Source organism: Kitasatospora sp. NPDC033851 (assembly GCF_055576085.1).
In genome coordinates this window covers 625,880-652,019 of sequence record NZ_JBVIRL010000002.1, presented here as the reverse complement: position 1 = coordinate 652,019, position 26,140 = coordinate 625,880, and the positions used below count along the sequence as shown (strand labels likewise).

General features: G+C 73.9%; 20 protein-coding genes and 1 tRNA gene. 15 read left to right on the top strand and 6 right to left on the bottom strand.

Features of this window, described 5'->3' with window-relative positions:
- Window positions 1-48: 48 nt before the first annotated feature.
- Entirely contained in the window at window positions 49-840 is a 792-nt protein-coding gene (locus ACZ51D_RS06060; RefSeq protein ID WP_465616708.1) for a methyltransferase domain-containing protein, read from the top strand.
- A gap of 88 nt (window positions 841-928) precedes the next feature.
- On the opposite strand, the gene ACZ51D_RS06055 is transcribed toward ACZ51D_RS06060, so the two are convergent.
- Together ACZ51D_RS06055 and ACZ51D_RS06050 are read right to left on the bottom strand one after the other, a co-directional pair.
- The gene (locus ACZ51D_RS06055) at window positions 929-1,531 is read right to left on the bottom strand and encodes a TetR/AcrR family transcriptional regulator (RefSeq protein WP_045710789.1); all 603 of its coding nucleotides are present in this window, start codon (window positions 1,529-1,531) and stop codon (window positions 929-931) included.
- A 188-nt stretch (window positions 1,532-1,719) separates the two neighbouring features.
- On the bottom strand, window positions 1,720-2,733 hold the full coding sequence (locus tag ACZ51D_RS06050; RefSeq protein WP_465661319.1) for an acyl-CoA desaturase: 1,014 nt from the start codon (window positions 2,731-2,733) through the stop codon (window positions 1,720-1,722).
- A gap of 250 nt (window positions 2,734-2,983) precedes the next feature.
- On the opposite strand from ACZ51D_RS06050, the gene ACZ51D_RS06045 reads away from it, so the two are divergent.
- The 6 genes from ACZ51D_RS06045 (at window position 2,984) to ACZ51D_RS06020 (ending at window position 7,879) form a co-directional block, all read left to right on the top strand.
- Window positions 2,984-3,054: transfer RNA gene (locus tag ACZ51D_RS06045), tRNA-Gln, on the top strand.
- A 143-nt stretch (window positions 3,055-3,197) separates the two neighbouring features.
- A complete protein-coding gene (gene glmU, locus ACZ51D_RS06040; RefSeq protein ID WP_465616712.1) occupies window positions 3,198-4,652 on the top strand; it encodes a bifunctional UDP-N-acetylglucosamine diphosphorylase/glucosamine-1-phosphate N-acetyltransferase GlmU in 1,455 nt (484 codons plus the stop codon).
- Window positions 4,653-4,866: 214 nt separating this feature from the next.
- Window positions 4,867-5,844, top strand: a complete 978-nt coding sequence (locus ACZ51D_RS06035) for a ribose-phosphate diphosphokinase (protein WP_465616714.1) — start codon at window positions 4,867-4,869, stop codon at window positions 5,842-5,844.
- 283 nt (window positions 5,845-6,127) lie between these two features.
- Window positions 6,128-6,715 (top strand): 50S ribosomal protein L25/general stress protein Ctc, encoded by a 588-nt coding sequence (locus ACZ51D_RS06030; protein WP_360494204.1) that lies wholly within the window; start codon window positions 6,128-6,130, stop codon window positions 6,713-6,715.
- Window positions 6,716-6,848: 133 nt separating this feature from the next.
- Window positions 6,849-7,427 carry an aminoacyl-tRNA hydrolase gene (gene pth, locus ACZ51D_RS06025; protein ID WP_363576128.1) on the top strand — a complete coding sequence of 193 codons (579 nt, stop codon included), beginning with the start codon at window positions 6,849-6,851 and terminating at the stop codon, window positions 7,425-7,427.
- Window positions 7,428-7,561: 134 nt separating this feature from the next.
- Window positions 7,562-7,879: a hypothetical protein gene (locus tag ACZ51D_RS06020; RefSeq protein WP_360494199.1), complete on the top strand. Its 318-nt coding sequence runs from the start codon at window positions 7,562-7,564 to the stop codon at window positions 7,877-7,879.
- Window positions 7,880-7,939: 60 nt separating this feature from the next.
- Here ACZ51D_RS06020 and ppc read toward each other — a convergent pair whose 3' ends face one another.
- Window positions 7,940-10,693, bottom strand: a complete 2,754-nt coding sequence (gene ppc / locus ACZ51D_RS06015; protein ID WP_465616893.1) for a phosphoenolpyruvate carboxylase — start codon at window positions 10,691-10,693, stop codon at window positions 7,940-7,942.
- A gap of 319 nt (window positions 10,694-11,012) precedes the next feature.
- Between ppc and ACZ51D_RS06010 the strand changes: the two genes are divergently transcribed.
- On the top strand, window positions 11,013-12,281 hold the full coding sequence (locus tag ACZ51D_RS06010; protein ID WP_360494196.1) for a sensor histidine kinase: 1,269 nt from the start codon (window positions 11,013-11,015) through the stop codon (window positions 12,279-12,281).
- A gap of 54 nt (window positions 12,282-12,335) precedes the next feature.
- Here ACZ51D_RS06010 and ACZ51D_RS06005 read toward each other — a convergent pair whose 3' ends face one another.
- Complete coding sequence (locus tag ACZ51D_RS06005) at window positions 12,336-12,860, bottom strand: SUKH-3 domain-containing protein (RefSeq protein ID WP_396287953.1); 525 nt, start codon at window positions 12,858-12,860, stop codon at window positions 12,336-12,338.
- Window positions 12,861-12,958: 98 nt separating this feature from the next.
- Window positions 12,959-13,420 (bottom strand): YwqJ-related putative deaminase, encoded by a 462-nt coding sequence (locus ACZ51D_RS06000; RefSeq protein WP_360494193.1) that lies wholly within the window; start codon window positions 13,418-13,420, stop codon window positions 12,959-12,961.
- Window positions 13,421-13,750: 330 nt separating this feature from the next.
- Between ACZ51D_RS06000 and ACZ51D_RS05995 the strand changes: the two genes are divergently transcribed.
- The 5 genes from ACZ51D_RS05995 to mfd all read left to right on the top strand — a co-directional run bounded on the left by ACZ51D_RS05995 (window position 13,751) and on the right by mfd (window position 23,914).
- Window positions 13,751-13,954 carry a DegT/DnrJ/EryC1/StrS family aminotransferase gene (locus ACZ51D_RS05995; protein ID WP_465616718.1) on the top strand — a complete coding sequence of 68 codons (204 nt, stop codon included), beginning with the start codon at window positions 13,751-13,753 and terminating at the stop codon, window positions 13,952-13,954.
- 95 nt (window positions 13,955-14,049) lie between these two features.
- Complete coding sequence (locus ACZ51D_RS05990) at window positions 14,050-15,051, top strand: HNH endonuclease (protein WP_360494187.1); 1,002 nt, start codon at window positions 14,050-14,052, stop codon at window positions 15,049-15,051.
- A 94-nt stretch (window positions 15,052-15,145) separates the two neighbouring features.
- A complete protein-coding gene (locus ACZ51D_RS05985; RefSeq protein WP_465661318.1) occupies window positions 15,146-17,956 on the top strand; it encodes an SUKH-4 family immunity protein in 2,811 nt (936 codons plus the stop codon).
- A gap of 264 nt (window positions 17,957-18,220) precedes the next feature.
- Window positions 18,221-19,699, top strand: a complete 1,479-nt coding sequence (locus tag ACZ51D_RS05980) for a hypothetical protein (RefSeq protein WP_465616721.1) — start codon at window positions 18,221-18,223, stop codon at window positions 19,697-19,699.
- A gap of 585 nt (window positions 19,700-20,284) precedes the next feature.
- Window positions 20,285-23,914: a transcription-repair coupling factor gene (gene mfd, locus ACZ51D_RS05975; protein WP_360509570.1), complete on the top strand. Its 3,630-nt coding sequence runs from the start codon at window positions 20,285-20,287 to the stop codon at window positions 23,912-23,914.
- Window positions 23,915-24,010: 96 nt separating this feature from the next.
- On the opposite strand, the gene ACZ51D_RS05970 is transcribed toward mfd, so the two are convergent.
- The gene (locus tag ACZ51D_RS05970; RefSeq protein WP_465616724.1) at window positions 24,011-24,259 is read right to left on the bottom strand and encodes a hypothetical protein; all 249 of its coding nucleotides are present in this window, start codon (window positions 24,257-24,259) and stop codon (window positions 24,011-24,013) included.
- On the opposite strand from ACZ51D_RS05970, the gene ACZ51D_RS05965 reads away from it, so the two are divergent.
- Both ACZ51D_RS05965 and ACZ51D_RS05960 read left to right on the top strand, forming a co-directional pair.
- On the top strand, window positions 24,240-25,040 hold the full coding sequence (locus ACZ51D_RS05965; RefSeq protein ID WP_465616726.1) for a tetratricopeptide repeat protein: 801 nt from the start codon (window positions 24,240-24,242) through the stop codon (window positions 25,038-25,040). The two genes, ACZ51D_RS05970 and ACZ51D_RS05965, sit on opposite strands and share 20 nt — an antisense overlap.
- Complete coding sequence (locus tag ACZ51D_RS05960; RefSeq protein ID WP_465616728.1) at window positions 25,037-26,137, top strand: nucleoside triphosphate pyrophosphohydrolase; 1,101 nt, start codon at window positions 25,037-25,039, stop codon at window positions 26,135-26,137. Before ACZ51D_RS05965 ends, ACZ51D_RS05960 begins: the two co-directional genes overlap by 4 nt.
- The last annotated feature ends 3 nt before the right edge of the window (window positions 26,138-26,140 follow it).

Below are 26,140 nucleotides of genomic sequence, written 5' to 3'. Positions count from 1 at the left end.
CGAGGCTACATCGAGATATCTTGATGTCAAGATACTTTGAGGTGAACCATGACCACCCCCGTCTGGGACCCGGCGCAGTACCTGCGCTTCGCCGACGAACGCACCCGCCCGCTGCGCGACCTGCTCGCCCGCGTCCCCGCCCTTCCGCACCCTGGTGAGGAGACGATCCTCGACATCGGCTGCGGCCCCGGCAACTCCACCGCCGCCCTGCGCGAACGCTGGCCGCACGCCCGCATCACCGGCGTCGACAACTCCGCCCCGATGCTCGCCACCGCCCGTACCGAGGGCGAACCCACCGCCGAGTACCTGCTCGCCGACGCCCGCGACTACGACCCGGCCCCGGCCGAGCCCGACCTCGTCGTCTCCAACGCCACCCTGCAGTGGGTCGACGGCCACCTCGACCTCGTCCCGCGCTGGGCCGGCGCCCTGCGCCCCGGCGCAGCCGTCGCCTTCCAGGTCCCCGGCAACTTCGACGCTCCCAGCCACACCCTGCTCGCCGACCTGCGCCGCAGCCCCCGCTGGCGCGCCCTGCTCGGCGAGGACGCCGTCCGACCCGGCGTCCACCCGCCCGAGCGCTACCTCGACGCCCTCGCCGCCGCCGGCTGCCACCCGGACGTCTGGGAGACCACCTACCTGACCGCGCTCCCGGGGCCGGACCCGGTCCTGGAGTGGGTCAAGGGCACCGCGCTGCGACCCGTGCTGACCCGGCTCGACGATCCGGCCGACCGGACCGCCTTCCTCGCCGACTACGGGCGGCTGCTGCGCGAGGCCTACCCGGCCGGGCCGTCCGGGACGGTCTTCCCGTTCCGGCGGATCTTCGCGGTGGGCGTCAAGCGGTAGGGGCAAGCGGGAGAGGCCAGGTAGGAGAGGTCAAACGGGGTAGGTCCGCCAGGAGAGGTCAAGCGGGAGAGGTCAGGCAGAGGGCTGCTCAGCCCGTGCGGTCGCCGACCAGCCTCGGGTGCCGCTCCAGGCCCTCCAGGCCGTGCCAGGCGAGGTTCACCAGGTGCGCCGCCACCGTCGCCTTGTCCGGCTTGCGGACCTCCAGCCACCACTGGCCGGTCAGCGCGACCATCCCGACCAGCATCTGCGAGTACATCGGGGCCAGTCGTGCGTCGAAGCCGCGCGACTTGAACTCCAGGCCCAGGATGTCCTCCACCTGTGTCGCGATGTCGCTGATCAGCGAGGCGAAGGTGCCGGTCGACTGGGCCACCGGCGAGTCCCGGACCAGGATCCGGAAGCCGTCCGTCGAGGTGTCGATGTAGTCCATCAGCGCGAAGGCGGCCTGCTCCAGCAGCTCGCGGGAGTGTCCGCCGGTCAGCGCCCCGGTCACCATGTCCAACAGCAGCTGCATCTCGCGGTCCACCACCACCGCGTACAGGCCCTCCTTGCCGCCGAAGTGCTCGTACACGACGGGCTTCGAGACCCCGGCGCGTTCGGCGATCTCCTCCACCGAGGTGCCGTCGTAGCCGCGCTCCGCGAAGACCGTCCGGCCGATCTCCAGCAGCTGTTCGCGCCGCTGCTTGCCGGTCATCCGGACCCGGCGGCGCGGGGCGGGGGCGGCCGGGCCGCCGGCCCCGTCGGCGGTCCCGCCCGTCGGTGCAGCGGCCCGCGGACGGGCCGGCGCCGTAGCGGGCGCCGCGTCCGTCCGCGTGCTGTGGTGACCGCCTGTGCTGTCTGCGCTGCTCCCGTTCACCCCTACATCATGCTGGAAGCGCCGCCTCATGCGGCGCGGCGGGCGGCGATCCGCTGCGCGTCCGGCCAGCGGACGTCCCGCACCCAGCCGGCCAGCTCGAACCAGCGGATCAGCCGGGCCGAGGAGTCGATCTGCCCGCGCAGCACCCCGTGCCGGGCCGCGGTCGGGTCGGCGTGGTGCAGGTTGTGCCAGGACTCGCCGCAGGAGAGCACCGCGAGCCACCAGACGTTGCCGGAGCGGTCCCGGGAGCGGAACGGGCGCCGGCCGACGGCGTGGCAGATCGAGTTGATCGACCAGGTGACGTGGTGCAGCAGCCCCACCCGGACCAGCGAACCCCAGAAGAAGGCGGACAGCGCGCCGGTCCAGGAGAGCGTCACCAGGCCGCCGATCAGCGCGGGCAGCGCCAGCGAGATCGTGGTCCAGAGCCAGAACAGTCGGGAGATCCGCCTTATGGCCGGGTCGCGGACCAGGTCGGGGGCGTACTTGAGCTGGGAGGTCTGCTCCTCGTCGAACATCCAGCCCATGTGGGCCCACCACAGGCCCTTCATCAGCGCCGGGATGCTCTCCCCGTAGCGCCAGGGCGAGTGCGGGTCGCCCTCCTTGTCGCTGAACCGGTGGTGCTTGCGGTGGTCCGCGACCCAGCGCACCAGCGGGCCCTCGACCGCGAGGCTCCCGACGATCGCCAGGGCGAGGCGCATCGGGCGGTTGGCCTTGAACGCGCTGTGGGTGAAGTAGCGGTGGTAGCCGACGGTGATGCCGTGGCAGGTGAGGAAGTACATGGAGACGGTGATCGCGACGTCCGTCCACCCCAGCCCCCAGCCCCAGACCACCGGTACGGCGGCCAGCAGCGCGGCGAACGGCACGAGGATGAACAGGCCGAGTGCGGCCCGCTCGGCCAGGCCCTGCTTCTCCCCGCCACGGGTGGCGGACACCTGCGTGGCTGCGGTGCCGGGATCGGTGCCGATGTCGGTGTCGGGATCGGGAAACGGAGTGCGGGACGCGGCGGTCCCTGCGCGCGCCTGGCCTGCCTGGATGGTCATGGGCGTCCCCTTGCGGCGTCCCGGAACGGGAGAGAAGCGGATCCTACGTTGGCGTAACTTACGGCATCGTAGGTTGCGCTTCGCGCCCAGGGGAACACGCAGCCGCGCGGCGCTTGAGTGAATTCACCCGACTGGATGGATGAACCCGGGGCCGGGGGAGTCCGGTCGGGAACCGCGCATCGGAGCCATACGGATCGGTGCAAGTCGATACCCAGGGTGGGGTCCACTCGGGTAGGGTCTGACACGACTGTCCGCCGTGGTGTAATGGCAGCACAGGGCCCTTTGGAGGCCTTTGTCTGGGTTCGAATCCTAGCGGCGGAGCCTCTGCACGCCTCCGGTTCGGGCGTCTTCCACCGCGCCGGTATTGTCGGTGCTGCTCGGCGGACTGTGCGTATGGCGACCGGCCTGGGTCCCGGCCGGGTCTGCTCTGCCCTCTCTGTGAACCTACCGAGGAGCCTCCCCGCATGGGTGCCAATTCGCTTGCCGCCGTTGTCGTGCTCGCCGCCGGTGGCGGGACCCGGATGAAGTCGAACAAGCTGCCCAAGGTGCTGCACGAGGTGTGCGGGCGGTCCCTGGTGGGCCACTCGGTGGCGGCGGCTCGGGAACTGACGCCCGCGCAGCTCGTGGTGGTCGTCGGGCACCAGCGCGAGCAGGTCCAGGCGCACCTGGCGGAGCACTACCCGGCGGTGCGGACCGCGGTCCAGGAGGAGCAGAACGGCACCGGGCACGCGGTGCGGACGGCGCTGGAGGCGCTGGCCGCCGACGGTGTGGTGCTGGACGGCACCGTGATCGTCACCGCCGGCGACTCGCCGCTGCTGACCGGGGCGACCCTGCGCCGACTGGCGGACGCGCACACGGCCCAGCAGAACGGCGTCACCGTGCTGACCGCCGTCGTCCCGGAGCCCTTCGGCTACGGCCGGATCCTGCGCGACGAGGACGGCACCGTCGCCTCGATCGTCGAGGAGCGGGACGCCAGCGACACCCAGCGGGCGATCGCCGAGATCAACTCGGGTGTCTTCGCCTTCGACGCCAAGCTGCTGGTCGAGGCGCTGGCCGAGCTCACCACGGACAACTCGCAGGGCGAGGAGTACCTGACCGACACCCTGGAGATCCTGCGCAAGGCCGGCCACCGGGTGGGCGCCGTGGTCGCCGAGGACCACCGGGACATCCTGGGCATCAACGACCGGGTCCAGCTGGCGCAGGCCCGCCGGCTGCTGAACGACCGCCTGCTGGAGCGGGCGATGCGCGCGGGCGTCACCGTGGTGGACCCGGCGACCACCTGGTTCGACGTGCAGGTGACCTACGAGCCGGACGCCCTGGTGCTGCCCAACACCCAGCTGCAGGGCGCCACCCACCTGGCCGAGGGCTGCGAGGTCGGTCCGAACTCCACCCTGAAGGACACCCTGGTCGGCGCCGGCGCCCGCGTGAGCAACACCACGGCCGACCGCGCCGAGGTGGGCGAGCTGGCCACCGCGGGGCCGTACGCCTACCTGCGGCCGGGAGCGAAGCTGGCCCGCAAGGCGAAGGTCGGCACCTACGTCGAGATCAAGAACTCCGAGCTGGGCGAGGGCGCCAAGGTGCCGCACCTGTCGTACATCGGCGACGCCACGATCGGCGAGGGCACCAACGTCGGCGCGGCCTCGGTCACCGTGAACTACGACGGCGTGAACAAGCACCGCACGGTCATCGGCGCGCACTGCCGCACCGGTTCGGACAACATGTTCATCGCCCCGGTCACCGTCGGTGACGGCGCTTACACCGGCGCCGGCTCGGTGATCACCACCGACGTCCCGCCGGGCGCGCTCGGCGTGAACCGCGCCCACCAGCGCAACATCGAGGGCTGGGTCGAGCGCAAGCGCCCCGGAACCACGTCGGCGCAGGCGGCGAAGGCCGCGACGGACGGGGCCGCGGAGGCCTGACGCGACGGGCGGAAGTCCGGGCGGAAGTCCGACGGGCGGTCCCGAGGCGGACGGTTTCTGTGCGGGCGCGTAACCTGGGGGACATACGTGCGCCACTGGGCTTTCCGCCCGTGTCCAGGCGTACCGACATTTCCCCGACCCCGTACCGCGCGTGGGCCTCGCCTGCCCGCATCGGGTCGAGGGATCAGCGTCCGCAACGCGAGGAGACGGTGCAGTGAGCGGGATCACGACGTCGGGTGAGAAGAAGCTCAAGCTCTTCTCCGGCCGTGCCCACCCGGAACTGGCGAGTGAGGTGGCCGCGGCGCTGGGGACCGAGCTGGTCCCCACCAAGGCCCTGGACTTCGCCAACGGCGAGATCTACGTCCGCTTCCTGGAGTCCGCCCGCGGCGCGGACTGCTTCGTGATGCAGAGCCACACGGCTCCCATCAACCAGTGGATCATGGAGCAGCTGATCATGATCGATGCTCTGAAGCGGGCCTCCGCCAAGAGCATCACCGCGATCCTGCCGTTCTACGGCTACGCCCGCCAGGACAAGAAGCACCTCGGCCGCGAGCCCATCTCGGCCCGGCTGGTCGCCGACCTGCTGCGCCAGGCCGGTGCCGACCGCCTGATGGCCGTGGACCTGCACACCGCGCAGATCCAGGGCTTCTTCGAGGGCCCGGTGGACCACCTCTTCGCGCTGCCGCTGCTGGCCGACTACATCGGCGGGAAGGTGGACCGCTCCAAGCTGACCGTCGTCTCGCCGGACGCCGGCCGGGTGAAGGTGGCCGACCAGTGGTGCGACCGCCTGGACGCCCCGCTGGCGATCATCCACAAGCGCCGCGACATCACCCGGGCCAACACCATCCTGTCGGCCGACGTCGTCGGTGACGTCAAGGACCGGGTCTGCGTCCTGGTCGACGACATGATCGACACCGCCGGCACGATCTGCGCCGCGGCCGACGCGCTGTTCGACAACGGCGCCGCGGACGTCCTGGTGGCGGCCACCCACGGTGTGCTCTCCGGCCCGGCCGCGGACCGGCTGAAGAACTCGCGGGTCAGCGAGTTCGTGTTCACCAACACGCTGCCCACCCCGGCGCAGCTCCAGCTGGACAAGATCACCACGCTGTCCATCGCCCCGTCGATCGCGGCCGCGATCCGCGAGGTGTTCGAGGAGGGTTCGGTCACGAGCCTCTTCGAGGGCGTGCACTGACGAAGCCCGCGCAGGCGGCCCCGGTCCCCCAGTGGGCCGGGGCCGCCGCCGATTTCGCGGGAAGCCGTAGATGCGGTTAGACTCGTGAAACTGCTCGGCGAGGGATGCCGTGCGCCTGCTCGACGGGCGCCCGATCCGTGATCGACGCGCTGCCGGTGCCGGATTCCGATCCCGCCGGCAGGCCGTTGCCGCCGAGTGACCCCCGAACGTACTGAGGGTGTGGTCCCGGCGGTTTTTCGCGTTGCCTGCACCCCCGCGCCAAGTCTTCACGAGGAGTGCAGTCGTGTCCGAGATCCGTATTGCTGCTGAGACCCGTACCGAGTTCGGCAAGGGTGCCGCCCGTCGCGCCCGCCGCGCCGGCTTCGTCCCGGGTGTCGTCTACGGCCACGGCCACGCCCCGGTTCACCTGAACCTGCCCGGCCACGACCTGATGATGGCCCTGAAGACCCCGAACGCCCTGCTGGTCGTGCCGATCGAGGGCAAGGACGAGTACGTGCTGCCGAAGGCCGTCCAGCGTGAGGCCATCAAGCGCACCATCGAGCACGTCGACCTGCTGCTGGTCAAGCGCGGCGAGAAGGTCACCGTCGAGATCCCGGTCCTCACCGAGGGCGAGCTGGCCCCCGGCGGCAACCTGCTCGAGCACGTGCTGAACGCCCTGCCGATCGAGGCCGAGGCCACCCACCTGCCCGAGTCCGTGACCGTCTCGGTCGAGGGCCTGGAGGCCGGTGCCTCCATCCACGCCAAGGACATCACCCTGCCGGCCGGCGTCACCCTGGCCGTCGAGGCCGACGCCGTCGTGCTGCAGGTCATCGGCGCCCAGGCCGCCCCGGCCGAGGACGAGGCCGTCGAGGCCGAGGGCGCCGAGGCCTGAGCCTCGCCGCAGTAGCCAGTTGAGACCGCTGCCCCGGTCGCTCCCGCTGGAGCGACCGGGGCAGCGGTGTGTCCGGGATGCGGCGTCTCCGGGGATGATGGCGTCGAGCGTGAAGGTGAGGAGTGAGGGCACGATGGCGGACGAGTACGAGGGCCCCTGGCTGGTGGTCGGGCTGGGCAACCCGGGCGAGCAGTACGCCCGGAACCGGCACAACATCGGGTTCATGGTGGTGGACCTGCTGGCGCAGCGGATGGGCGCCAAGTTCAAGGCGCACAAGAGTCGGGCGCAGGTGGCCGAGGGCCGGCTGGCGGGCAAGCGGGTGGTGCTGGCCAAGCCGATGTCCTTCATGAACCTGTCCGGCGGGCCGGTGACGGCGCTGCGCGACTTCTACAAGGTGCCGGCCGCCGCGCTGATCGCGGTCCACGACGAGCTGGACATCGACTACGCGGCGCTGCGGCTGAAGCTGGGCGGCGGGGACAACGGCCACAACGGGCTGAAGTCGATCACCAAGTCGCTGGGCCCCGAGTACCACCGGGTGCGCTGTGGGATCGGCCGCCCGCCGGGCCGGATGGAGGTCGCGGACTTCGTGCTGAAGGACTTCTCCTCGACCGAGCGCAAGGAGCTGGACTGGTTCGTGGACCGCTCGGCGGACGCGGTGGAGGCGCTGCTGTCCGAGGGGCTGGAGCGGGCACAGGGGACGTACAACTCCTGAACCTCCGTCAACAGGGCGGTGGGTACGCAACAGTCGTACAACGCTTGACCGGCCAAACCTGAATCCATGTGAGAAGCCTGTGCGGGATCGGATACCGTCGGCCCGGTACGCGAACGAGTCCTGGGGAGTTCTCGATGCGGGGATTGGGTCCGGTCCGCCCACTGCGGCGGATCCGGGTGGTCCGGCTGAAGCAGTTCGGACGACGGGTCGGTACGGCCGGTGCGCTGGGGGCGGCCGGAGTGCTGTTGTCCAGCGGCGCGGTGGCGCACGCGGACCCGGTGGCGGAGCCGGATCCGCTGATCGCCCCGGAGCCGGCGGCGGCGCAGCCGGTCCTCGGCGAGTCGATGGGCCCCGACGCGGGGCTGCTGGCCGTCGGCGGCGGCCTGGTGGTGGCGGCCGGCGGAGCGGCGCTGTGGTTGAAGCGCAGGCGCGCGGGCGAGCCCGCGGAGTAGTCACGAGCCCTCAGGGGCCGGTGCCTCCAGGGGAGGCACCGGCCCCTCGCCGTTCCCGGCTCAGCCGGTGTTGCGCAGGCCGGCGGCGATGCCGTTGACGGTCAGCAGCAGCGCGCGGGCGCGCAGCGGGTCGTCGTGGCGTCCGGCGTCGGTCTCCTCGCGCTGGCGGCGCAGCAGCGCGACCTGGAGGTAGGAGATCGGGTCGAGGTAGGCGTCGCGGACGGCGAAGGTCTGCTTCAGCACCGGGTTGTGCTCCAGCAGTTCGCTCTCGCCGGTGAGCCGGAGCACCTCGCGCAGGGTGAGGGCGTGCTCGGCCTTGATCTGGTCGAAGACGTGGCGCAGTTCGCCGGGCACCAGCTGCTCGACGTAGTGGCGGGCGATCCGCAGGTCGGTCTTGGCCAGCGTCATCGCGACGTTGGACAGGAAGTTGCGGAAGAAGTGCCACTCGCTGTTCATCTCGTCCAGCACGTGGCCCAGGCCGGCCGCGCGGGCGGCCGCGAGGCCGGAGCCGACGCCGTACCAGCCGGGGACGATCTGGCGGGACTGGGTCCAGCCGAAGACCCACGGGATGGCCCGCAGGCCGTCCAGGCCCGCGCCGGAGTCGGGGCGGCGGGACGGGCGGGAGCCCAGGTGCAGCGAGGCGAGCTGGTCGACCGGGGTGGAGGCGAAGAAGTACTTCGGCAGGTCCTCCTGCTCGACCAGGGCGCGGTAGGCGGTGTGGGCGGCCTCGGAGACCCGGTCCATCGCGGCGTCCCAGCGGGCCAGCTCCTCGGGGGCCTGGCGCGGTGCGGTGTGCAGCGCGGAGGCGGAGAGGGTGGCGGAGATGGTCAGCTCCAGGTTCTCCCGGGCGAGGGAGGGGAGCAGGTACTTGTCGGAGATGACCTCGCCCTGCTCGGTGACCTTGATCTCGCCTTCCAGGGTGCCCCAGGGCTGGGCCAGGATGGCCTCGTGCGAGGGGCCGCCGCCGCGGCCGACGGTGCCGCCGCGGCCGTGGAAGAGGCGCAGCCGGATGCCGTAGCGGTGGGCGACGTCGCGCAGGCGGCGCTGGGCGCGGTGGATCTCCCACTGGGAGGTGGTGATGCCGCCGAACTTGGAGGAGTCCGAGTAGCCGAGCATGACCTCCTGGATGTCGCCGCGCAGCGAGACGAGCAGCCGGTAGGAGGGGTCGGAGAGCATCTCGTCGAGGATGCGGTCGGCCTGCTGGAGTTCGTCGGTGGTCTCCAGCAGCGGCACGATGCCGATCTTGGCGATGCCGGAGTGCAGGTCGATCAGGCCGGCCTCGCGGGCCAGCACGGTGGCGGCGAAGACGTCGTCGGCGCCCTGGCACATCGAGATGATGTAGCTCTCGACGATCTCGTCGCCGAAGCGCTCGAAGCCCTCGCGGATGGTGTTGAAGACGCCGAGGGTCTTGGTGCCGGCCTCGTCCAGCGGGGCCGGGGTGGGGGCGAGCGGGCGGCGCGAGCGGAGCTCCTTGGCGAGCAGCTTCTGCCGGTACTCGCGGGGCATGTCGGCGTAGCGCCAGGCCTCCTCGCCGAGGCGGTCGAAGAGCTGGCCGAGGGCGTGGTGGTGGGCCTCGGCGTGCTCGCGCACGTCCATGGTGGCGAGTTGGAGGCCGAAGGCCTCGATGGTGCGGATGGCGCGGGCGAGGCGGCCGTCGGCGATGAGCTCGCCGCGGTGGGCGCGCAGCGAGCTCTGGATCAGCCGCAGGTCGGCGACGAGTTCGCGGGTGCCGAGGTAGTCGCGGCCCGCGATGTGCGGGGTGCCCCCGGCCAGGCGCTCGCGGGTGTTCTCCAGCTTGAGCCGGATGCAGGTGGCCTTGAGGCGGTAGGGCTCCTCGGCGTTCATCCGCTTGTAGCGCGGGCTGAGTTCGGGGAGCAGGTGCAGGTCGGTGTTGAGCGAGGCGAGCAGTTCGACCGAGGCGCCGGCCAGCCGCTCGGAGGTGGAGAGCGTGTTGCGCAGCTCGTCGATGGCGGCCAGGGCGTCCTTGATGCCGTACTCGTGCTGGAGGTTGAGGACGTCCCAGGTGACCTGCGGGGTGACGTTGGGGTTGCCGTCGCGGTCGCCGCCGATCCAGGTGCCGAAGGTGAGCGGGCGGACGCCGTCGGGCAGGTTGAGGCCGACCCGGGCGAGCTCCTCCTGCAGCTCCTCGAGGACCTCGGGAACGGCCTCGCGGTAGAGCTCGTCCAGGTAGTAGACGGCGTTGCGGGCCTCGTCGGTGGGCTCGGGACGGGCGATGCGCAGCTCGTCGGTCTGCCAGAGCAGGTCGATGACCTCGGCGAGGCGGCGGTCGGCGGAGCGCTTGGCGCTGCTGGTGCGGGCCGGGCCGGCGGCGACGAGGCCGGAGGCGACCTCCTCGCGGTGGATGCGGTCGAGGAGTTCGCCGATCCGGCGCAGCTTGTTGAGGACGCTGCGGCGGGCGGCCTCGGTGGGGTGCGCGGTGAAGACCGGGCGGACCGCGAGGTGGGCCAGGGTGTCCTCGAGGTGCTTGGGGTCGGCCTCGGCGAGCTGGTCGGCGGTCTGCGCGAGCAGCGAGCCCTCCCGGGCGCGGCGGGTGGCGAACTCGCGGCCGCGGTGCACCTGCTCGGTGACGTTGGCGAGGTGGAAGTAGGTGGAGAACGCCCGGACCAGCTTGGCGGCGGTGTCCAGGTCGATGTCGGAGAGGAGTTCGGCGGTGGCCTCGCCGTCGGTGCGGCTGAGCAGGCGGACCTGTTCGACCAGGCCCAGCAGCTGGGGACCCTCCTGGCGGACCAGCGTCTCGCCGAGCAGGTCGCCGAGGCGGCGGATGTCCGCCCGCAGGGCTGAGTTATCGGCGATCGCGCCGGCTGCGACGCCGGGGGTGGGGCTGTCCGCCGGGTTGGGGACCGGAGCGGTCACGGCTGGCTCCCTGTGGTGGTGGGGTTCGGCAACGGCTCATCGTCACAGGTCCACACGCGTGTGGCGGTTGTGACGCGTGCGGACCGCGCTGTCCGACGCGACCAGCATAGGTGTCGGGGCGTGTGGTGTCCGCGAGGTGGCCGGATGGCGGACAGTGCTGCCGAAAAGGACCTGTGGTCTGGACCACTTGGCGGAGCCGGGAGGTGTGCCGGACAATCCCGGTGGGGAGGGGTGGGGGTTGCCGCATAGTCTGTCGGGCATGAGCAAGTCGCCTGGGGAGCGCGCGCAGGACCGGTCGTTCTGGTGGTGGAAGCGGCCGCGCAGCGCCTTCCTGGACATCGGCCTGGCCCTGCTCGCCGCGCTGGAGTGCGCGGTCAGCACGATCGGCTTCGTGTCCGCCCGGGTGCACCTGACCACCACGGCCACGGTGGGGATCGCGCTGCTCGGCACGCTGGCCGGCGGCTCGCTGGTGCTGCGCCGGCGCTGGCCGGCCGTCCCGGTGCTGGTCACCCTGGTCGCGATGCCCGGAATGCTCGGCGTGCTGCTGCTGGTGGTGGCGCTGTACACGCTGGCGGAGACCTGGGAGTGGCCCTCGCGGCGCTGGCGGGTGGTGGCGCTGTCCGGGCTGGCCTTCGCCGAGGCGGTCGCCGTGATGATGGTGTCGATGCTGACCCCCGACGACCCGACGGTGGAGCAGCCGCCGCTGTGGGGCCAGGTCCTGATAGCGGTGCTGGTGGCGGTCGGACTGACCGTCCCCCCGGTGGTGACCGGCCTGTACGTGGGCGCCCGGCGGCGGCTGATCGAGTCGCTCAAGGACCGCGCGCACGGCCTGGAGACCGAGCTGGACCTGCTGGCCGAGCAGGCGCAGGAGCGCGCCCGCCGGGCCCGGCTGGAGGAGCGCACCCGGATCGCCCGGGAGATGCACGACGTGGTGGCGCACCGGGTGTCGCTGATGGTGGTGCACGCCGGGGCACTGGAACGCATCGCCGCCAAGGACCCGGAGAAGGCCGCGCAGAGCGCCAAACTGATGGGCGAGGTGGGCCGGCAGGCCCTGAACGAGCTGCGCGAGATCCTCGGCGTGCTGCGGATGGACGACGAGCGGCCGCCGGAGTCGGACACGCTGGTCGGGCTGCCGCGGCTGGTGGACCAGTCCCGGGCGGCCGGGATGGCGGTGACCCTGACGGTCAGCGGCAGCCGGCAGGAGTTCACCGCCGAGGCCGAGCAGACTGCCTACCGGGTCGTCCAGGAGGGGCTGACCAACGCGCACAAGCACGCGGGCGGCGCGCAGGTGTCCGTTCTGCTGGCGTACGCGCCGAACGGGGTACGGGTGAGCGTGGTGAACGCCTGCCCGGGCGGCGAGCGGGCCGCGGCCCAGCTGCCCAGCGGCGGCAACGGGCTGGTCGGGATGCGGGAGCGGGTGATCGCGCTGGGCGGCACCTTCTCGTCCGGGCCGGAGGCGGACGGCGGGTTCCGGGTCGAGGCGGTGCTGCCGTCCCGGCTGGCGGTGCGGGCCGAGCGGCTGGGGTAGCCGCCGGCCGTCAGCTCTCCGCCGTCAGCTGCCTGCCGTTCGCGGGTGCGGGGCTCACTCGTCCGCGGTGCGCAGCCGTTCCGGGGAGGTGCCCAGCACCAGGGCGGTGATCGCCTGGTCGATGCCGTGGCCGAGGAACCACTCGCCGGTGTGGTCCAGGCTGTAGACCCGGCCCTCCTCGTCGACGGCCAGCAGCGCCTGCCCGTACGCCTCCTCGCCGAGCGGCGCGACCTGGGTGCCCAGCGCCCGGCCGAGGTCGAGCAGGGTGCGCGGCTGGTGCAGGCCGCACAGCGGGTCGATCAGGAACGGGGTGCGGGCCAGCTGGCGGCCCGGGCCGGACAGGTCGAAGGCGAGGCCGCCGAACTCGGCCCAGGCCTCCACCGCCGCCGGGAACACCGAGTGCCCCGCGCCGGTCGGCGCGCCGAACCCGACCAGGGCGTCGGCCCACTCCTCGGCCTGCTGGATCTGCCAGCGGCCGGGGTGCCAGCCGACCGCCTTGAGCTCGGCGGCGACATCGGCGGGAAAGCGCGGGCGGGTGCGCCCGATGGTGCCGGTGGCGGCGCCGCCGGGGGTGGACAGGGTGGCCGGCGGGGGCGGGGGCGGGCTGGGCGGGTTCAGGGCGGACTCCGGGGTTCGGGGACAGGGACAGGGGACGCACCGGGGCGGCGCTCGGCCGGTCAGTGCGCGGGCGGCCCGACGGCGACGCTCTGCACGGTGAAGTGCTCCAGCATGGGGGCGCAGGAGCGGCACGGCGGGGCGTGGGTGCCGTGCGCCGGATCGCCTTCCTCGCGGATCCGGACGGTCGTCATCCGGGCGCCCTTGAGCGCCTTGCGGGCCTCGGGCAGGCTCATCGGCTTGCGGGCCGCGCGCTTGGAGCGCCGGCCGTCGACCGCGGTCAGGTACCGGGAGAGCAGGACGGCCTCCGGGCAGCGGCCGGTGAACCGCTCGCGGGCCTCCAGCGGCAGGGTGTCCAGGAAGCCGGTGACCAGGTGGTGCAGGACCGGGCGGCGGTCGTCCTTGCCGCCCGCCAGGGTGTGCACCTCGCCGGCCTTCAGCGACAGCGCGGCGGCGACGGCGGGCAGCAGGCTGTCGCGGTGGTGGCGCAGCACGGGCGGGTCCGCCGGCTCACCGGTGGTCATCCGTCGTCCTCCTCCTCGTTGCCCGGCGTCCGCCGGAGTGGCCCGGCCGGTCCTGGGCAAGCCTGTCAAACGACACCGACATCCGTACAACCGGGGTGCGGCGGTGCCGGATACCGGGGCGGACCGGACGGACGGTCACCCGATGCTGGCCGCACGCGCACCCCGTCGTCACGACATGTCCGCTGATTTACCGAAAACATCCCCGGGCCGGGGCGGCGCCCGGTACCGTTCCGGCAGCCGGCCGGGGGGATGCGGCCGGCCGCCCGGGCGGCCGCCGGCGGGGCCGGCTCCGCTGCCCGCGCCGGACGTTGAGGCCTGCACGGCGCCGGGGTGCACCACCCCGTGCCGGTCCACCCGCAGCCCGCGTTCCGTCACCTCGGCCACCGGGCCGGATCGTTCCCGGTCGCCGAACGGGCCGCCCGCGAACTGCTCGGCCTGCCGCCGCACCCGCACCTCACCGAGGCGCGGCAGGAGCGGGTGGCGCGGGTGCCGACGCGGGCGCCGACCGGGCGGCGCCGAGCCGGTCCACGATGACGGGGGTTCTCCAAAGGCGGGGGGCCGGGCCTTGAGGGGACCCCCTAGGCTGGTGCCCAGCAAGCACCGAATTTGCAGCCAGTGGGGGCTCCCAGATGACGACAGGTCGGCCCGGCGTCGCCGCCGCACCGAACGCGGCGTACGCAGGTCAGGTGGTGCAGTTCCCGGATCCGGTCCGTGCCGAGCGGCACCCCGCCGGGGTCAGCGTGGACGAGTACGGCTACCCGGACTTCGGCCCGTACGCCGCCGCCGCGGCCGAGGTCGCCGACCCGCCGGAGGGCTTCGGCGTGGACGAACTGCGGCTGACCGACTACGTCTCGGCCAACGCCGCGCTCTACACCCAGGGCCACCCGCTCTGGGCCGACCTGGAGACCGCCGTGGCCACCCCGCCCGGCTGGACCTGGCACCACGCGGTCGGCCGCGCCGCCCCCGGCTGGCGCCGGATGGAGCTCGTCCCGGTCGAGGTCAAGGCCCTGATGCGGCACCACGGCGGCCTCGCCACCTCCGCCGCCGACCACACCCGCCGCGGCACCCGCCCGCTGCAGGAGCGCCGACCCGTCCACTTCTCGCTGGCCAAGGACGGCGGCGACCCGATCGGCGTCCACGAGGACCTGGTGCAGCGCGCCGAGGAACGCCTCGGCTACCGGCTGCCCGGCGCCTACCGCACCTTCCTCAAGCTGGGCGGCGGCCGCGCCCCGGTCGGGGTGGCGCTGGACACCGACCTCGGCCTGCTGCTCGACCAGCCGTTCCTGACGCTCACCGAGGAGTACGGCACCGAGGACGTCGTGTACGCCAACAAGTGCCTGCGCGACCACCTCACCAAGGACTACCTGGGCATCGCCTACGCGCAGGGCGGCCTCCTCGCGCTCAAGGTGCGCGGCGAGCGGACCGGTTCGGTCTGGTTCCAGCTGTACGACGACGCCCGCGACTCCGGTGGCCCGGAGGCCCCGGAGGACCGCTGCGCCCGGCTGCTGCTGCCCTGCGGCGAGGACTTCGACGCCTTCCTGCTGCGGTTGGCGGGCAGCCCGCCGGAGCTGGAGACCGTCGCGGAGCTGATGGTGGACGGCGGGTTCGCCCGGGCCGTCCCGGTGGGCTGATGCACGGGGTCGCGGTGGGCGAGGTGGTCGCGGTGGTTGCGGCGGTGCTGGTGGAACGGGGGACGACGAGGATGCGGACAGGGGTGAACCGGGCGTGGTGACGTACGCGCAGGCGCAGGAGCTCGCCGAGGAGTGGATCAACGGCGGGGTGCCGCACTCGCAGCAGCGCGAGGTGCGGGTCCGGGAGTTCGACCTGGGCTTCGTCTGCTGGGCGATGCCGCCCGGCGACGGGGACGGGACCGCGGGCCCGGACAGCTCCGGCACCGGCACCGGTGCGAGCGGTGCCGGCGGCTCGGGCTCGGGTGAGGCGCGGCTGGTGATCGCCCGGGACTCCGGCGCCAGCACGCTCTGGCCCGCGCTGCCCGTCAACGAGGTGGTCCGGCAGTACGAGGAGGTCTACGGGCGGCCGATCGCGGCCAACCCGGCCGGAGCGGCGAAGCCCGCGCCCGGACCGGTGGAGGCGACGTCCTTCCTGCTCAGCCCGCCGCAGTGGCTGCAGGAGGCGGGGGCCGCGGCGATCGCGGCGGAGGCGGAGCGGCTGGGGGCCGGTTCGGCTCCCGCGCCCGCGCCGACTGCTCAGCCTGCCCCCGCGCCCTCCCCGGCTCCCGCGCCGGCTCCTGCCGGGGCCCCGGTTCCGGCCGCCCTGCCCCCCGAGGAGTGGCCCGCTCCGACGGCGCCGCCGGTGGCCGCCGTACTGACCGAGCCGCCGGTCTCCGACCGGCCCGCCGGGGACGCGCCGACCATGCTCGCCCCGCCGCCGGACTTCGGCGAGCCGCCCGTCGCGCCGCAGCCGCAGCCGCAGCCGCAGCCGCAGGCCGTCGCGCCGACCGCCGCCCCTGTCGGGCCGCCCGCCGGGCCGCCCGCGCCGCCGGTCGGCGCCGAGGCGGCGACCGTCCTGATGCCCGACGGCCTGCGGACCACCGGCTCGGACCTGCCCGACACGCCGGCGCCGGCCGGCGCCGAGGCCGCGACCATGCTGATGCCGCCGGCGAGCGGTGGCTACGGCATGCCGCCGGTCCCGCCGCCCGCCGCGCAGCCGCCGACGGCCCAGCCCCCGGCCCAGGCACCCGCACCCGCCCCGGCGGCCGAGCCGGCGCCCACGCTGCTCGCGCCGCCGGACGCCATGCCCGGGCTGATGGGCCTGCCCGGTGCCCCGGCGACACCGCCCGGTGCGCCGGTGGAGCACGCGCCGACGATGCTCGCCCCGCCCGGCGGAGTGCCCGGCCTCGGCGGTCTGCCCGGCGCCCCGGCGACCCCGCCCGGCGCCCCGACCCCGCCCGGTGCGCCGGTGGAGCAGGCACCGACCATGCTGGCCTCGCCCGGCGGGCTGTCCGGCCTGCCCGGCGCCCCCGGCACCCCGGCCGCCGGCACGCCCACCGGCGGCGCGCCGCAGGGCGGGCTCGGCCGTGCCCCGGCCTCGGCCCCGCCGCCGCCCCCGCCGGCCGCGCTGCGCGGCGGCCCCGCCGGGTCGCCCGGTGCGGGCGCCGCCCCCGGCGGGCTGGGCCGCGGTGGCGCCTCGACCCCGCCGCCGCCCCCGCCCGCCGGGCTGAAGCACACCTCGGGCTCCGGCACGCCTGGCGGGGCCCCGGGCGGCCGGGCAGCCGCTTCGACCCCGCCGCCTCCGCCGCCGGCGGGCCTGCGCGGCGGCCCCCCGGCGCCGCAGGGCACCCCGGCCGGCGGCACGCCCTCGGCCGGGGTGGCGTACGAGGCGACCCAGCTGGCGAGCGCGATCGACCCGGCGCTGCTGGGCGGCGCCCCGGCGGACCCGGGCACCCCGCCGTCCGGCGGTCCCGCCGTCCCGCCGCCGGGCGCGCCGACCCCGGCCGCCGCGCCCGCGGCCGGCTACGGCTACCCGAACGCGGGCGGCGCCGCCGGGGTCGTCCCCCCGGCGCCGGTGACCGGCGCGCCGCAGGCCGCGCCGGTGCCTCCCGGGGTGCCCGCGGTCGGCCCCGGCTACTTCGCCGCGCTCAGCTACCGGGGCCCGGACGGCTCGGAGCAGAAGCTGCTGCACCGCAGCGAGCCCGGCACCCCGCACCCGGAGTGGAAGATCCTTCAGGACCTGCGGCGGCTCAACGTGCCGCCGGAGCAGGTGCTGGAGCTCTACACCGAGCTGGAGTCCTGCGACCTGCCGGGCGGCTACTGCAACCGCATGATCGCCTCGTCCTGGCCGAACGTCCGGCTCACCCACACCGCCCCGTACGGCCGCGACCACGCCTCCCGGCAGGCCGGGATGGCCGAGCTGCTCGACCACCTGGACGAGCTGCACCAGCTGGCCTCCGGCGCCCAGCGGGTCCGCCCGTTCCGGGTGCCGCCGCCCGCGCCCGGCACGGTCCAGGCGCTGCCGCCGCTCCCGCCGCAGCAGCTGGCCCAGGAGGTCGGCGCGGCCTTCGGGCAGAACCTGTTCCGCTACGAGCAGCGCGCCGTCTCCCGCCAGGGCGTGCCCGAGCCGGTGTCCCAGACCCTGATGTGGGCCGGGCTGCCGCGCGACTTCGGTCCGTTCTTCTGGGCGCAGGCACAGGAGGGCCGCCCGATCCCGACGCTCGCCGAGCTGGCCGCCGAGCGCGGCCTGTCCAGCGGCCCGGACTTCGGCGGCTACCTGGTGCTCGGCAACGACTACGGCCGCCAGCTCTGCGTCCAGTACGGCACCGCGAACGTGGTCGCGGTGGACGTCGATGGAACCGGCCAGCCGCCCCGGTTCGTCAACACCGGTGTACCGGAGTTCGTCCGCGCGCTGGCCCTGCTGGGCCGGATGTGGCGGCTGCGGTACGGGCTGACACCGGACCAGGCCGGTCGCTGGACGACCGACTTCCAGGCTCAGCTCGCCGCGATCGACCCGGCGGCCCTGCAGAACGCGGACACCTGGTGGGCCGTGCTGCTGGAGCAGTTCTGGGACGGTCTGCTGTAGCGGACCGTCGCGGATCCTCGCAGGTGGGGAGGGGTCGTTCCGGGGTCCGGGACGGCCCCTCCGGCGTGCCGTCATGGCTGTGCCTCGTTGGGGTTTCGCCCAGATCTGCGCAAAATAGGTCAAGAGGATGGGTCTATACGGCCGTCCTCGACGTATTACGGTCCGCACGACGACCGAATCCGGCCCCGGGCTTCGAACCGGTTCCGGATCCGGCCGTTCCGTCCGATCATGGGCTCCGCAGCCCGCGAACGAGGGGAAGAGCCCATGAGCGACGCCGTCCCCCAGTACGGCTTCACCCAGGCCCGGCGCGGCTACGCGCCCGAGCAGGTCGAGCGAACGCTCGCCGCGCTCACGGCCCAACGCGACGAGGCCTGGGAACGACTCAGTGTCCTGGGAGCCGGGATCCGGCAGATGGAGGCCCGGCTGGAAGAGGTCCGCCGGGCCGCCGAGGACGCCCCGGAACCCGACTACCAGGTGCTCAGCGAGCAGGCCGCCGGCTTGGCCGTGATGGCCGGCAACGAGGCGCGCGCCGTCCGCGACAAGGCCGAGCGCTTCGCCGAGGACCTGCGGGACGAGGTCTACGAGGCCGGGCAGAGGCTCGAACGGGAGGCCAAGGAGTACGCCACCACCACCCGTGCCGAGGCCGACGCGGCCGCCCGCCGCACCGACGAGCGCACCCGCGCCGAGGCCGAGAGCCTCCGGGCCGACGCCGACCGGGAGAGCCGGGCCGCCCAGGACGCCGCCACCGCCTACGCCGCCAAGGTGCGGGTCGCCGCCGCCGAGGCCAGCGAGCAGGCCGAGGCCGAGCTGGCCACCCGGCGCCGCAAGGCCGACGAGACCTTCGCCATGGCCCAGGCCAAGGCCGACGCCGAGGAGGCCGAGGTCTCCGCCACCGCCGAGCGCCGGGTCAAGGAGGCCGAGCAGCACCGGGAGACCGTGCTGAACCAGATCAAGCAGCTGGAGACGGACGCCCAGGCCAAGGCCGACCAGCTGATCGAGCAGGCCCGTCGGGAGGCCGAGAAGACCAACGCGGCGAGCGAGCGCGAGCAGCGCGAGTTCGACACCCGGCTGGAGACGGTGCAGCAGCACCTGGACCACATCAAGGCCACGCTGGCCTCGCTCACCGGGTCGGCGGTCGGCCAGATCGAGTCCGCGGCGGTCGCGGCCGGCGCGGCTGCGGCTGCGGCTGCGGAGGCGGGTCCTGCGGACGCGGCCCCGGCTGAGGCTGCGGCTCCGGCGGACCCGGTTCCGGCCCCGACGGACGCGGTCGCCGACGCGGCACCGGTGGACTCGGAGGCGGACACCGGGGAGATCCCGGTGACGAACCTGCGGAAGGCCTCGGCGAAGGTCACCGCCCCGGCGCGGGCGGCGGCTCCGGCTCCGACGCAGGCTCCGACGCAGGCTCCGGCTCCGCTGGAGGAGAAGGAGAAGGCGACGGCGGTGCTGCGGCCGCCGGTGGTCGGTGGGGGTGCCGCCAAGGTGTCCGCCGAGGCCGTGGTGACCGGCCCGGTCACGCCGGTGGTGGTCCCGCCGAAGCCCGCCTCGCCGCCCGCCTCGCCGCCCGCCTCGCCGCCCGAGGCGGCGGCCGACCGGGACGGTGGCACGGGCGGGAGGGCCGCGGAGGCCGGTGCCGGTGCCGAGCGGGAGCCGGAGGACGAGACCCGGATCATCCCGAAGATCATCATCGTGGACGACGGCGCCGGCTACGCGACCCCCAACACCGTGAGCTACCGACGCCGTTGACGGCCGCGTCGGGCGGACGGGCGGGAAACGGAGTAGGCCGAGACCCGTGGCGCCCTCCAGGAAAGGGCGCCACGGTTCCCGGCGCTTGGGCGGGCGCCCCCACCCAGGGTCGCCCGGCCTCGCACCTCCGACCCCCATCGGTGGTGCGACAGTGCCACCGCAGCCATCCCCCACGGTTGGGTGCGGCGGGCACGTTCACCATGGTGCGCGATCTCCATGGACGGGCAGTGACAGGAGTATGTCCAGTTCGTGGCGGATAGCCGTGCCCGGTTCGGCACGGCCTCCGGTCGGTTCGTCCACGGGCCGGCCCGGTGTTCCGTCCAGTGGTTCGTCCCCGGTCGCGTCCTGGCCGTGTCCCGGTCGTCCCCCCGAGCCCGGGCGGGGCGCGGACGGGCCGGTGGAGGGGGTGCGGGCGGCGGTTCGCTGCCGCCCGGCCCCGCCGGGGCCGTACGCCGCGTGCGTGTCCGTGCCGCGGCGTAGGCTGGAGACCCCCGGCCGCTCGGCGCGCCGGGCCGTTCGCGTTGCCCTGGCGGGGCCTTGCCGCCCGGGGGCAGCTCCAGCCACGGCACGAAGAAGAGACCCCAGATGAGCCTGACCGGACTGCTCGATGTCGTCGCGCGGGACGCGGCGCTCGCCGAGGCGATCGAGGCGGCCACCGCCATCGGAGCCGCGGCCGGCGGCCGCCGCCACCTGGACCTGGTCGGACCGCCCGCCGCCCGGCCGTTCGCCATTGCCGCGCTGGCCCGGGCGCTCGCCGGGCAGGCCGCCGGGGAGCGGGGCCGTCCGGTGCTCGCCGTCACCGCGACCGGCCGGGAGGCCGAGGACCTGGCCGCCTCGCTGCGCTCGCTGCTGCCCCCCGACGCCGTCGCCGAGTTCCCGGCCTGGGAGACGCTGCCGCACGAGCGGCTGTCGCCCCGTTCGGACACCGTCGGCCGACGGCTGGCCGTGCTGCGCCGGATCCTGCACCCGCGGGCGGACGATCCGGCGGCCGGGCCGGTGCAGGTGGTCGTCGCCCCGGTCCGCTCGGTGCTGCAGCCGCAGGTCAAGGGGCTGGCCGAGCTGGAGCCGGTGGCTGTCCGGCGCGGAGAGTCGCACGACTTGGAGGAGGTGGCCCGCCGGCTCGCCGCGGCCGCCTACGCGCGCGTCGAACTGGTCGAGAAGCGCGGCGAGTTCGCCGTCCGCGGCGGCATCCTGGACGTCTTCCCGCCGACCGAGGAGCACCCCCTGCGGGTGGAGTTCTGGGGCGACGAGGTCGAGGAGATCCGGTACTTCAAGGTCGCCGACCAGCGCTCTCTGGAGATCGCCGAGCACGGCCTGTGGGCGCCGCCCTGTCGCGAGCTGCTGCTCACCGACGAGGTGCGGGCGCGGGCCGCCGAGCTGTCCGCGCAGCACCCCGGGCTGGCCGAGATCCTGGACAAGATCGCCGAGGGCATCGCGGTCGAGGGCATGGAGTCGCTGGCGCCGGTGCTGGTGGACGACATGGAGCTGCTGGTCGACGTGCTGCCGCTCGGCTCGGTCGCGGTGGTCTGCGACCCCGAGCGGGTCCGCACCCGGGCCGCCGACCTGGTGGCGACCAGCCAGGAGTTCCTGCACGCCTCCTGGGTCGCGGCCGCGTCGGGCGGGGACCGTCCGATCGACCTGGAGACGATCGACGTCTCCGCCGCCTCGCTGCGCTCGCTGGCCGAGGTGCGCGAGCACGCCGCCGAGATCGGGCTGCCCTGGTGGTCCGTCAGTCCGTTCGCGACCAGCGAGTCCTCGGTGAACGAGGTGCTGGAGTTCGACGCCAACACCCTGACCCTCGGAATGCACGCCGTCGAGGCCTACCGGGGTGACACGGCCCGGGCGATCGCCGACGCCAAGGAGCGGCTGGCCGCCGACTGGCGGGTCGTCATGGTGACCGAGGGGCACGGGCCGGCCTCGCGGCTCGCCGAGGTGCTGGGCAACGAGGGCATCCCGGCCCGCCTGGTCGCCGACCTCGCCGAGGCGCCCACCCGGGACGTCGTCCACGTCTCCTGCGGCTCGATCGAGCACGGCTTCGTGGACGAGGCGCTGAAGCTCACGGTCATCACCGAGACCGACCTGTCCGGCCAGCGGTCCTCCACCAAGGACATGCGCCGGATGCCCTCGCGCCGCCGCAACGCGATCGACCCGCTGGCGCTCGCCGCCGGCGACTACGTCGTCCACGAGGCGCACGGCGTCGGCAAGTACGTCGAGATGGTGCAGCGCACCGTCCAGGGCGCCACCCGCGAGTACCTGGTGCTGGAGTACGCCCCCGCCAAGCGCGGCCACCCCGGCGACCGGCTGTTCGTGCCGACCGACCAGCTCGACCAGGTCACCAAGTACGTCGGCGGCGAGGCCCCGACACTGCACCGGCTCGGCGGCGCGGACTGGGCGAAGACCAAGCAGCGGGCCAAGAAGGCGGTCAAGGAGATCGCCGCCGACCTGATCAAGCTGTACTCGGCCCGGATGGCCGCCCCCGGCCACACCTTCGGGCCGGACACCCCGTGGCAGCGCGAGCTGGAGGACGCCTTCCCGTACGCGGAGACGCCGGACCAGCTGACCACCATCGCCGAGGTCAAGTCCGACATGGAGAAGTCCGTCCCGATGGACCGGCTGATCTGCGGCGACGTCGGGTACGGCAAGACCGAGATCGCGGTGCGGGCCGCGTTCAAGGCGGTGCAGGACGGCAAGCAGGTGGCAGTGCTGGTGCCGACCACGCTGCTGGTGCAGCAGCACTTCTCGACCTTCGCCGAGCGGTACGCCAACTTCCCGGTGACGGTGAAGGCGCTGTCCCGCTTCCAGACCGACAGCGAGGCCAAGGCCGTCCTGGAAGGGCTGTTCGAGGGCTCGGTGGACGTCGTCATCGGCACCCACCGGCTGTTCTCCTCCGAGACCAGGTTCAAGGACCTCGGCCTGGTCATCGTCGACGAGGAGCAGCGGTTCGGCGTCGAGCACAAGGAACAGCTGAAGAAGCTGCGGGCCAACGTGGACGTGCTCACCATGTCCGCGACCCCGATCCCGCGCACCCTGGAGATGGCGGTCACCGGCATCCGCGAGATGTCCACCATCACCACCCCGCCGGAGGAGCGGCACCCGGTGCTGACCTTCGTCGGACCGTACGACGAGAAGCAGATCTCGGCCGCGATCCGGCGTGAACTCCTGCGCGAGGGCCAGGTGTTCTACATCCACAACCGGGTGGAGTCGATCGACAAGGCCGCCGCCCGGCTGAAGGACCTCGTGCCCGAGGCGCGGGTCGCCACCGCGCACGGGCAGATGGGGGAGACCCAGCTGGAGAAGGTCGTCGTCGACTTCTGGGAGAAGGAGTTCGACGTCCTGGTGTCGACCACGATCGTGGAGTCCGGCATCGACATCTCCAACGCCAACACCCTGATCGTCGAGCGTGGCGACACCTTCGGCCTCTCCCAGCTGCACCAGCTGCGCGGCCGGGTCGGACGCGGTCGCGAGCGCGGCTACGCGTACATGCTGTACCCGCCGGAGAAGCCGCTCACCGAGACCGCGCACGAGCGCCTGGCCACCATCGCCCAGCACACCGAGATGGGTGCCGGCATGTACGTCGCGATGAAGGACCTGGAGATCCGCGGCGCCGGCAACCTGCTCGGCGGCGAGCAGTCCGGGCACATCGCGGGCGTCGGCTTCGACCTCTACATGCGGATGGTCGGCGAGGCGGTGGCCGAGTTCCGCGAGTCGCTGGCGGGCGGCGGGGAGCCGGAGGAGGAGCCGCTGGAGGTGAAGATCGAGCTGCCGGTCGACGCGCACGTGCCGCACGACTACGCGCCCGGCGAGCGGCTGCGGCTGCAGGCGTACCGCTCGATCGCGGCGGTCAACTCGGAGGACGACATCACGCACGTCCGGGACGAACTGGTGGACCGCTACGGCAAGTTGCCCGAGGCGGTGGAGAACCTGCTGATGGTCGCGGCGCTGCGGCTGTACGCCCGCCGGTGCGGCATCTCGGACATCACCCTGCAGGGCTCCAATGTCCGCTTCGGGCCGGTGGAGCTGCGGGAGTCCCAGCAGCTGCGGCTGAACCGGCTCTACCCGCGCAGCCAGGTCAAGGCGGCGGCCCAGCAGCTGCTGGTGCCGCGACCGAGCACCGGGCGGATCGGCGGCAAGCCGCTGGTCGGCCGGGAACTGCTCAGCTGGTGCAGCGAGTTCCTGTCGGCCATGTTCGACGACCTGGCGGGGGCGAAGAAGTAGCGCCTGCCGGGCGATGGTTCACGGCGGTCTCGGGTTTCGGCCCGGGGCCGCCGTTCTGTGTGCGGGCCTCGGCGGCGACGGCTGTGAACAGGGCTGTCAGCCGAGCTTCCACTGGCCGGTCTGCGGGGCGAAGCCGCTGTCGAGGCCGAACTGGGCCTTGTCGAGCTTGGCGTCCTTCGGCACCTCGAAGGTGACGAAGCCGAGAGCGTTCTCGCCGGGGGCGATGTTCGCGGCCGCCGCCGCTGCCCCGGCCGCGCCACCGGTCCGCTCGGAGCCCCGCCCCTTCCTGCGGACGCCCGTCCCGGCCGTCCCGCCCGCATCCGTCGTGCCGCCCGCCCCCGCCACTCCGCCGCCGTCGTTCCCCGACCTGGGTGCCCAGTGCGCCCGCCTCTCCGACCTCGTGGACGCCGGCCGCCACACCGAGGTCCTCGGCCTCGCGGCCGGCCTGCTGCCCCGTGCCGAGGCCGAACTCGGCGGCGCCGCACCCCTGGTGCGCACCATCCGCACCATCTACGCCCGCACCCTCCTCCACGAGGGCCACCCCCAGCAGGCCCTCCCCGAGTACCGCCGCCTCGCCGCCACCGCCGACGGCGGCCCGCACGGCCCCCAAGGCCTCGACCACCGCTACCGCGCCGCCATCTGCCTCGAACACCTCGGCCACGGCGCCGACGCCCTCGCCGAGTATCAGGCTCTTCTCACCGCCCACACCGCCCGCCTCGAATCCGGCCTCGACGGCGACCTGGAGCGCGCCTACGACCTCCGCGAACGCATCGGCCTCCACCTCGCCGCCACCGGCGCCCCCCAGAACGCCCGGCAGTGGCTGCTCCCCCTCCTCCTCGACCGCGAACGTCGCGACGGCCCCCACCACCCCACCGTCCGCCGCCTCCGCCAGTCCCTCTCCACCCTCCACCCCCAGCACCCCGCCCCCTGGCCCCCAGCCACCCCCAGCCACCCCGGCGTCGGCTGGGGAGTGGGAAGTCGGCGGGTCCGACTTCCTGTGCGGGGGATGATCGGCGGTCTCGGGAGCAGGACATCGATGTCCGGGATGTGGTGGGGCAGGGTGTGGTGCGGCGGGTGGGGTGAGGGCCGCCGGGGGTGGGGGTGGGCGGGTAGGTTCGAGGTGTGACGACGAATGTTCCCGGCGCCAAGTTGATTCTGCTGACCACGACCCACCGGGTGGCTCCCGGGTTGCTGGCGTGGCCGGCGTGGGAGGCGTTGCGGTCGGCGGGGCGGGTGCTGGTGGCGGACGAGGGGCATCCGCAGGTGGCGGCGGTGCGGCAGGCCGGGGTGGCGGTGGAGGTGGTGGCGGCCGGGTCGGCGCCCGCGCTGGCGCGGCTGCTGACCGGGCAGCCCGCCGGGGCCGGGGCGACGGTGTGGCTGGGCAGCCCGGACGGGGATCCGGGGCTGACGGACGCGCTGGCGCGGCTGGCGGTGGAGCGGGCCGGTGAGGTGCCGGAGATCGAGGTGCTGCCGGGCTCGTACGACCTGCCGGGGGCGCGGCTGCTGGACCTGGTGACGGTGATGGACCGGCTCCGCTCGCCGGGCGGTTGCCCGTGGGACGCCGAGCAGACGCACGAGAGTCTGGTGAAGTACCTGGTCGAGGAGGCGTACGAGCTGGTCGAGGCGATCGAGGAGGGGGACCGGGGGACGCTGCGCGAGGAACTGGGTGACGTGCTGCTCCAGGTGTTCTTCCATTCCCGGATCGCCGAGGAGCACCCGACCGATCCGTTCACCGTCGACGACGTGGCGGGCGACATCGTCGAGAAGCTGATGTACCGGCATCCGCACGTGTTCGGGGATGTCGAGGCCGAGGGCGCCGCCGAGGTGGAGGCGAACTGGGAGCAGCTGAAGGCCGCGGAGAAGGCGGACCGCGAGTCGGTGCTGGACGGTGTGCCGGCCGGGCTGCCCGCGCTGGCGTACGCGGCGAAGCTGGTGTCCCGGGTGCGCCGGGCGGGCGTCCGCACCGTGCCGGACGAGCCGTACGAGCTGCCGGCCGAGCTGACCGCGGAGTCGGCGGGCCGACTGCTGCTCGCGGTGGCGCAGCGGGCGCACGACGCCGGGGTGGACGTGGACGCGGCGCTGCGCTCGGCCGCGCGCGGTTACCGGGACGCGGTACGCGCGGCCGAGGGCCTCAAGCCTGGTGGAGAACCCATCGGAGAACCGGCCGGAGAACCGGGCGGAGAGCCTGGTGGAGAGCCCGACCGGGAGCCGGACGGGGAGTAGGCG

Coding starts and splice junctions, on each gene's coding strand:
- ACZ51D_RS06010 (WP_360494196.1), top strand. CDS start 11,013: ATGAGCAAGTCGCCTGGGGAGCGCGCGCAGGACCGGTCGTTCTGGTGG.
- ACZ51D_RS05990 (WP_360494187.1), top strand. CDS start 14,050: ATGACGACAGGTCGGCCCGGCGTCGCCGCCGCACCGAACGCGGCGTAC.
- mfd (WP_360509570.1), top strand. CDS start 20,285: ATGAGCCTGACCGGACTGCTCGATGTCGTCGCGCGGGACGCGGCGCTC.
- ACZ51D_RS06000 (WP_360494193.1), bottom strand. CDS start 13,420: ATGACCACCGGTGAGCCGGCGGACCCGCCCGTGCTGCGCCACCACCGC.
- pth (WP_363576128.1), top strand. CDS start 6,849: ATGGCGGACGAGTACGAGGGCCCCTGGCTGGTGGTCGGGCTGGGCAAC.
- ACZ51D_RS06060 (WP_465616708.1), top strand. CDS start 49: ATGACCACCCCCGTCTGGGACCCGGCGCAGTACCTGCGCTTCGCCGAC.
- ACZ51D_RS05980 (WP_465616721.1), top strand. CDS start 18,221: ATGAGCGACGCCGTCCCCCAGTACGGCTTCACCCAGGCCCGGCGCGGC.
- ACZ51D_RS06050 (WP_465661319.1), bottom strand. CDS start 2,733: ATGACCATCCAGGCAGGCCAGGCGCGCGCAGGGACCGCCGCGTCCCGC.
- ACZ51D_RS06055 (WP_045710789.1), bottom strand. CDS start 1,531: ATGACCGGCAAGCAGCGGCGCGAACAGCTGCTGGAGATCGGCCGGACG.
- ACZ51D_RS06020 (WP_360494199.1), top strand. CDS start 7,562: ATGCGGGGATTGGGTCCGGTCCGCCCACTGCGGCGGATCCGGGTGGTC.
- glmU (WP_465616712.1), top strand. CDS start 3,198: ATGGGTGCCAATTCGCTTGCCGCCGTTGTCGTGCTCGCCGCCGGTGGC.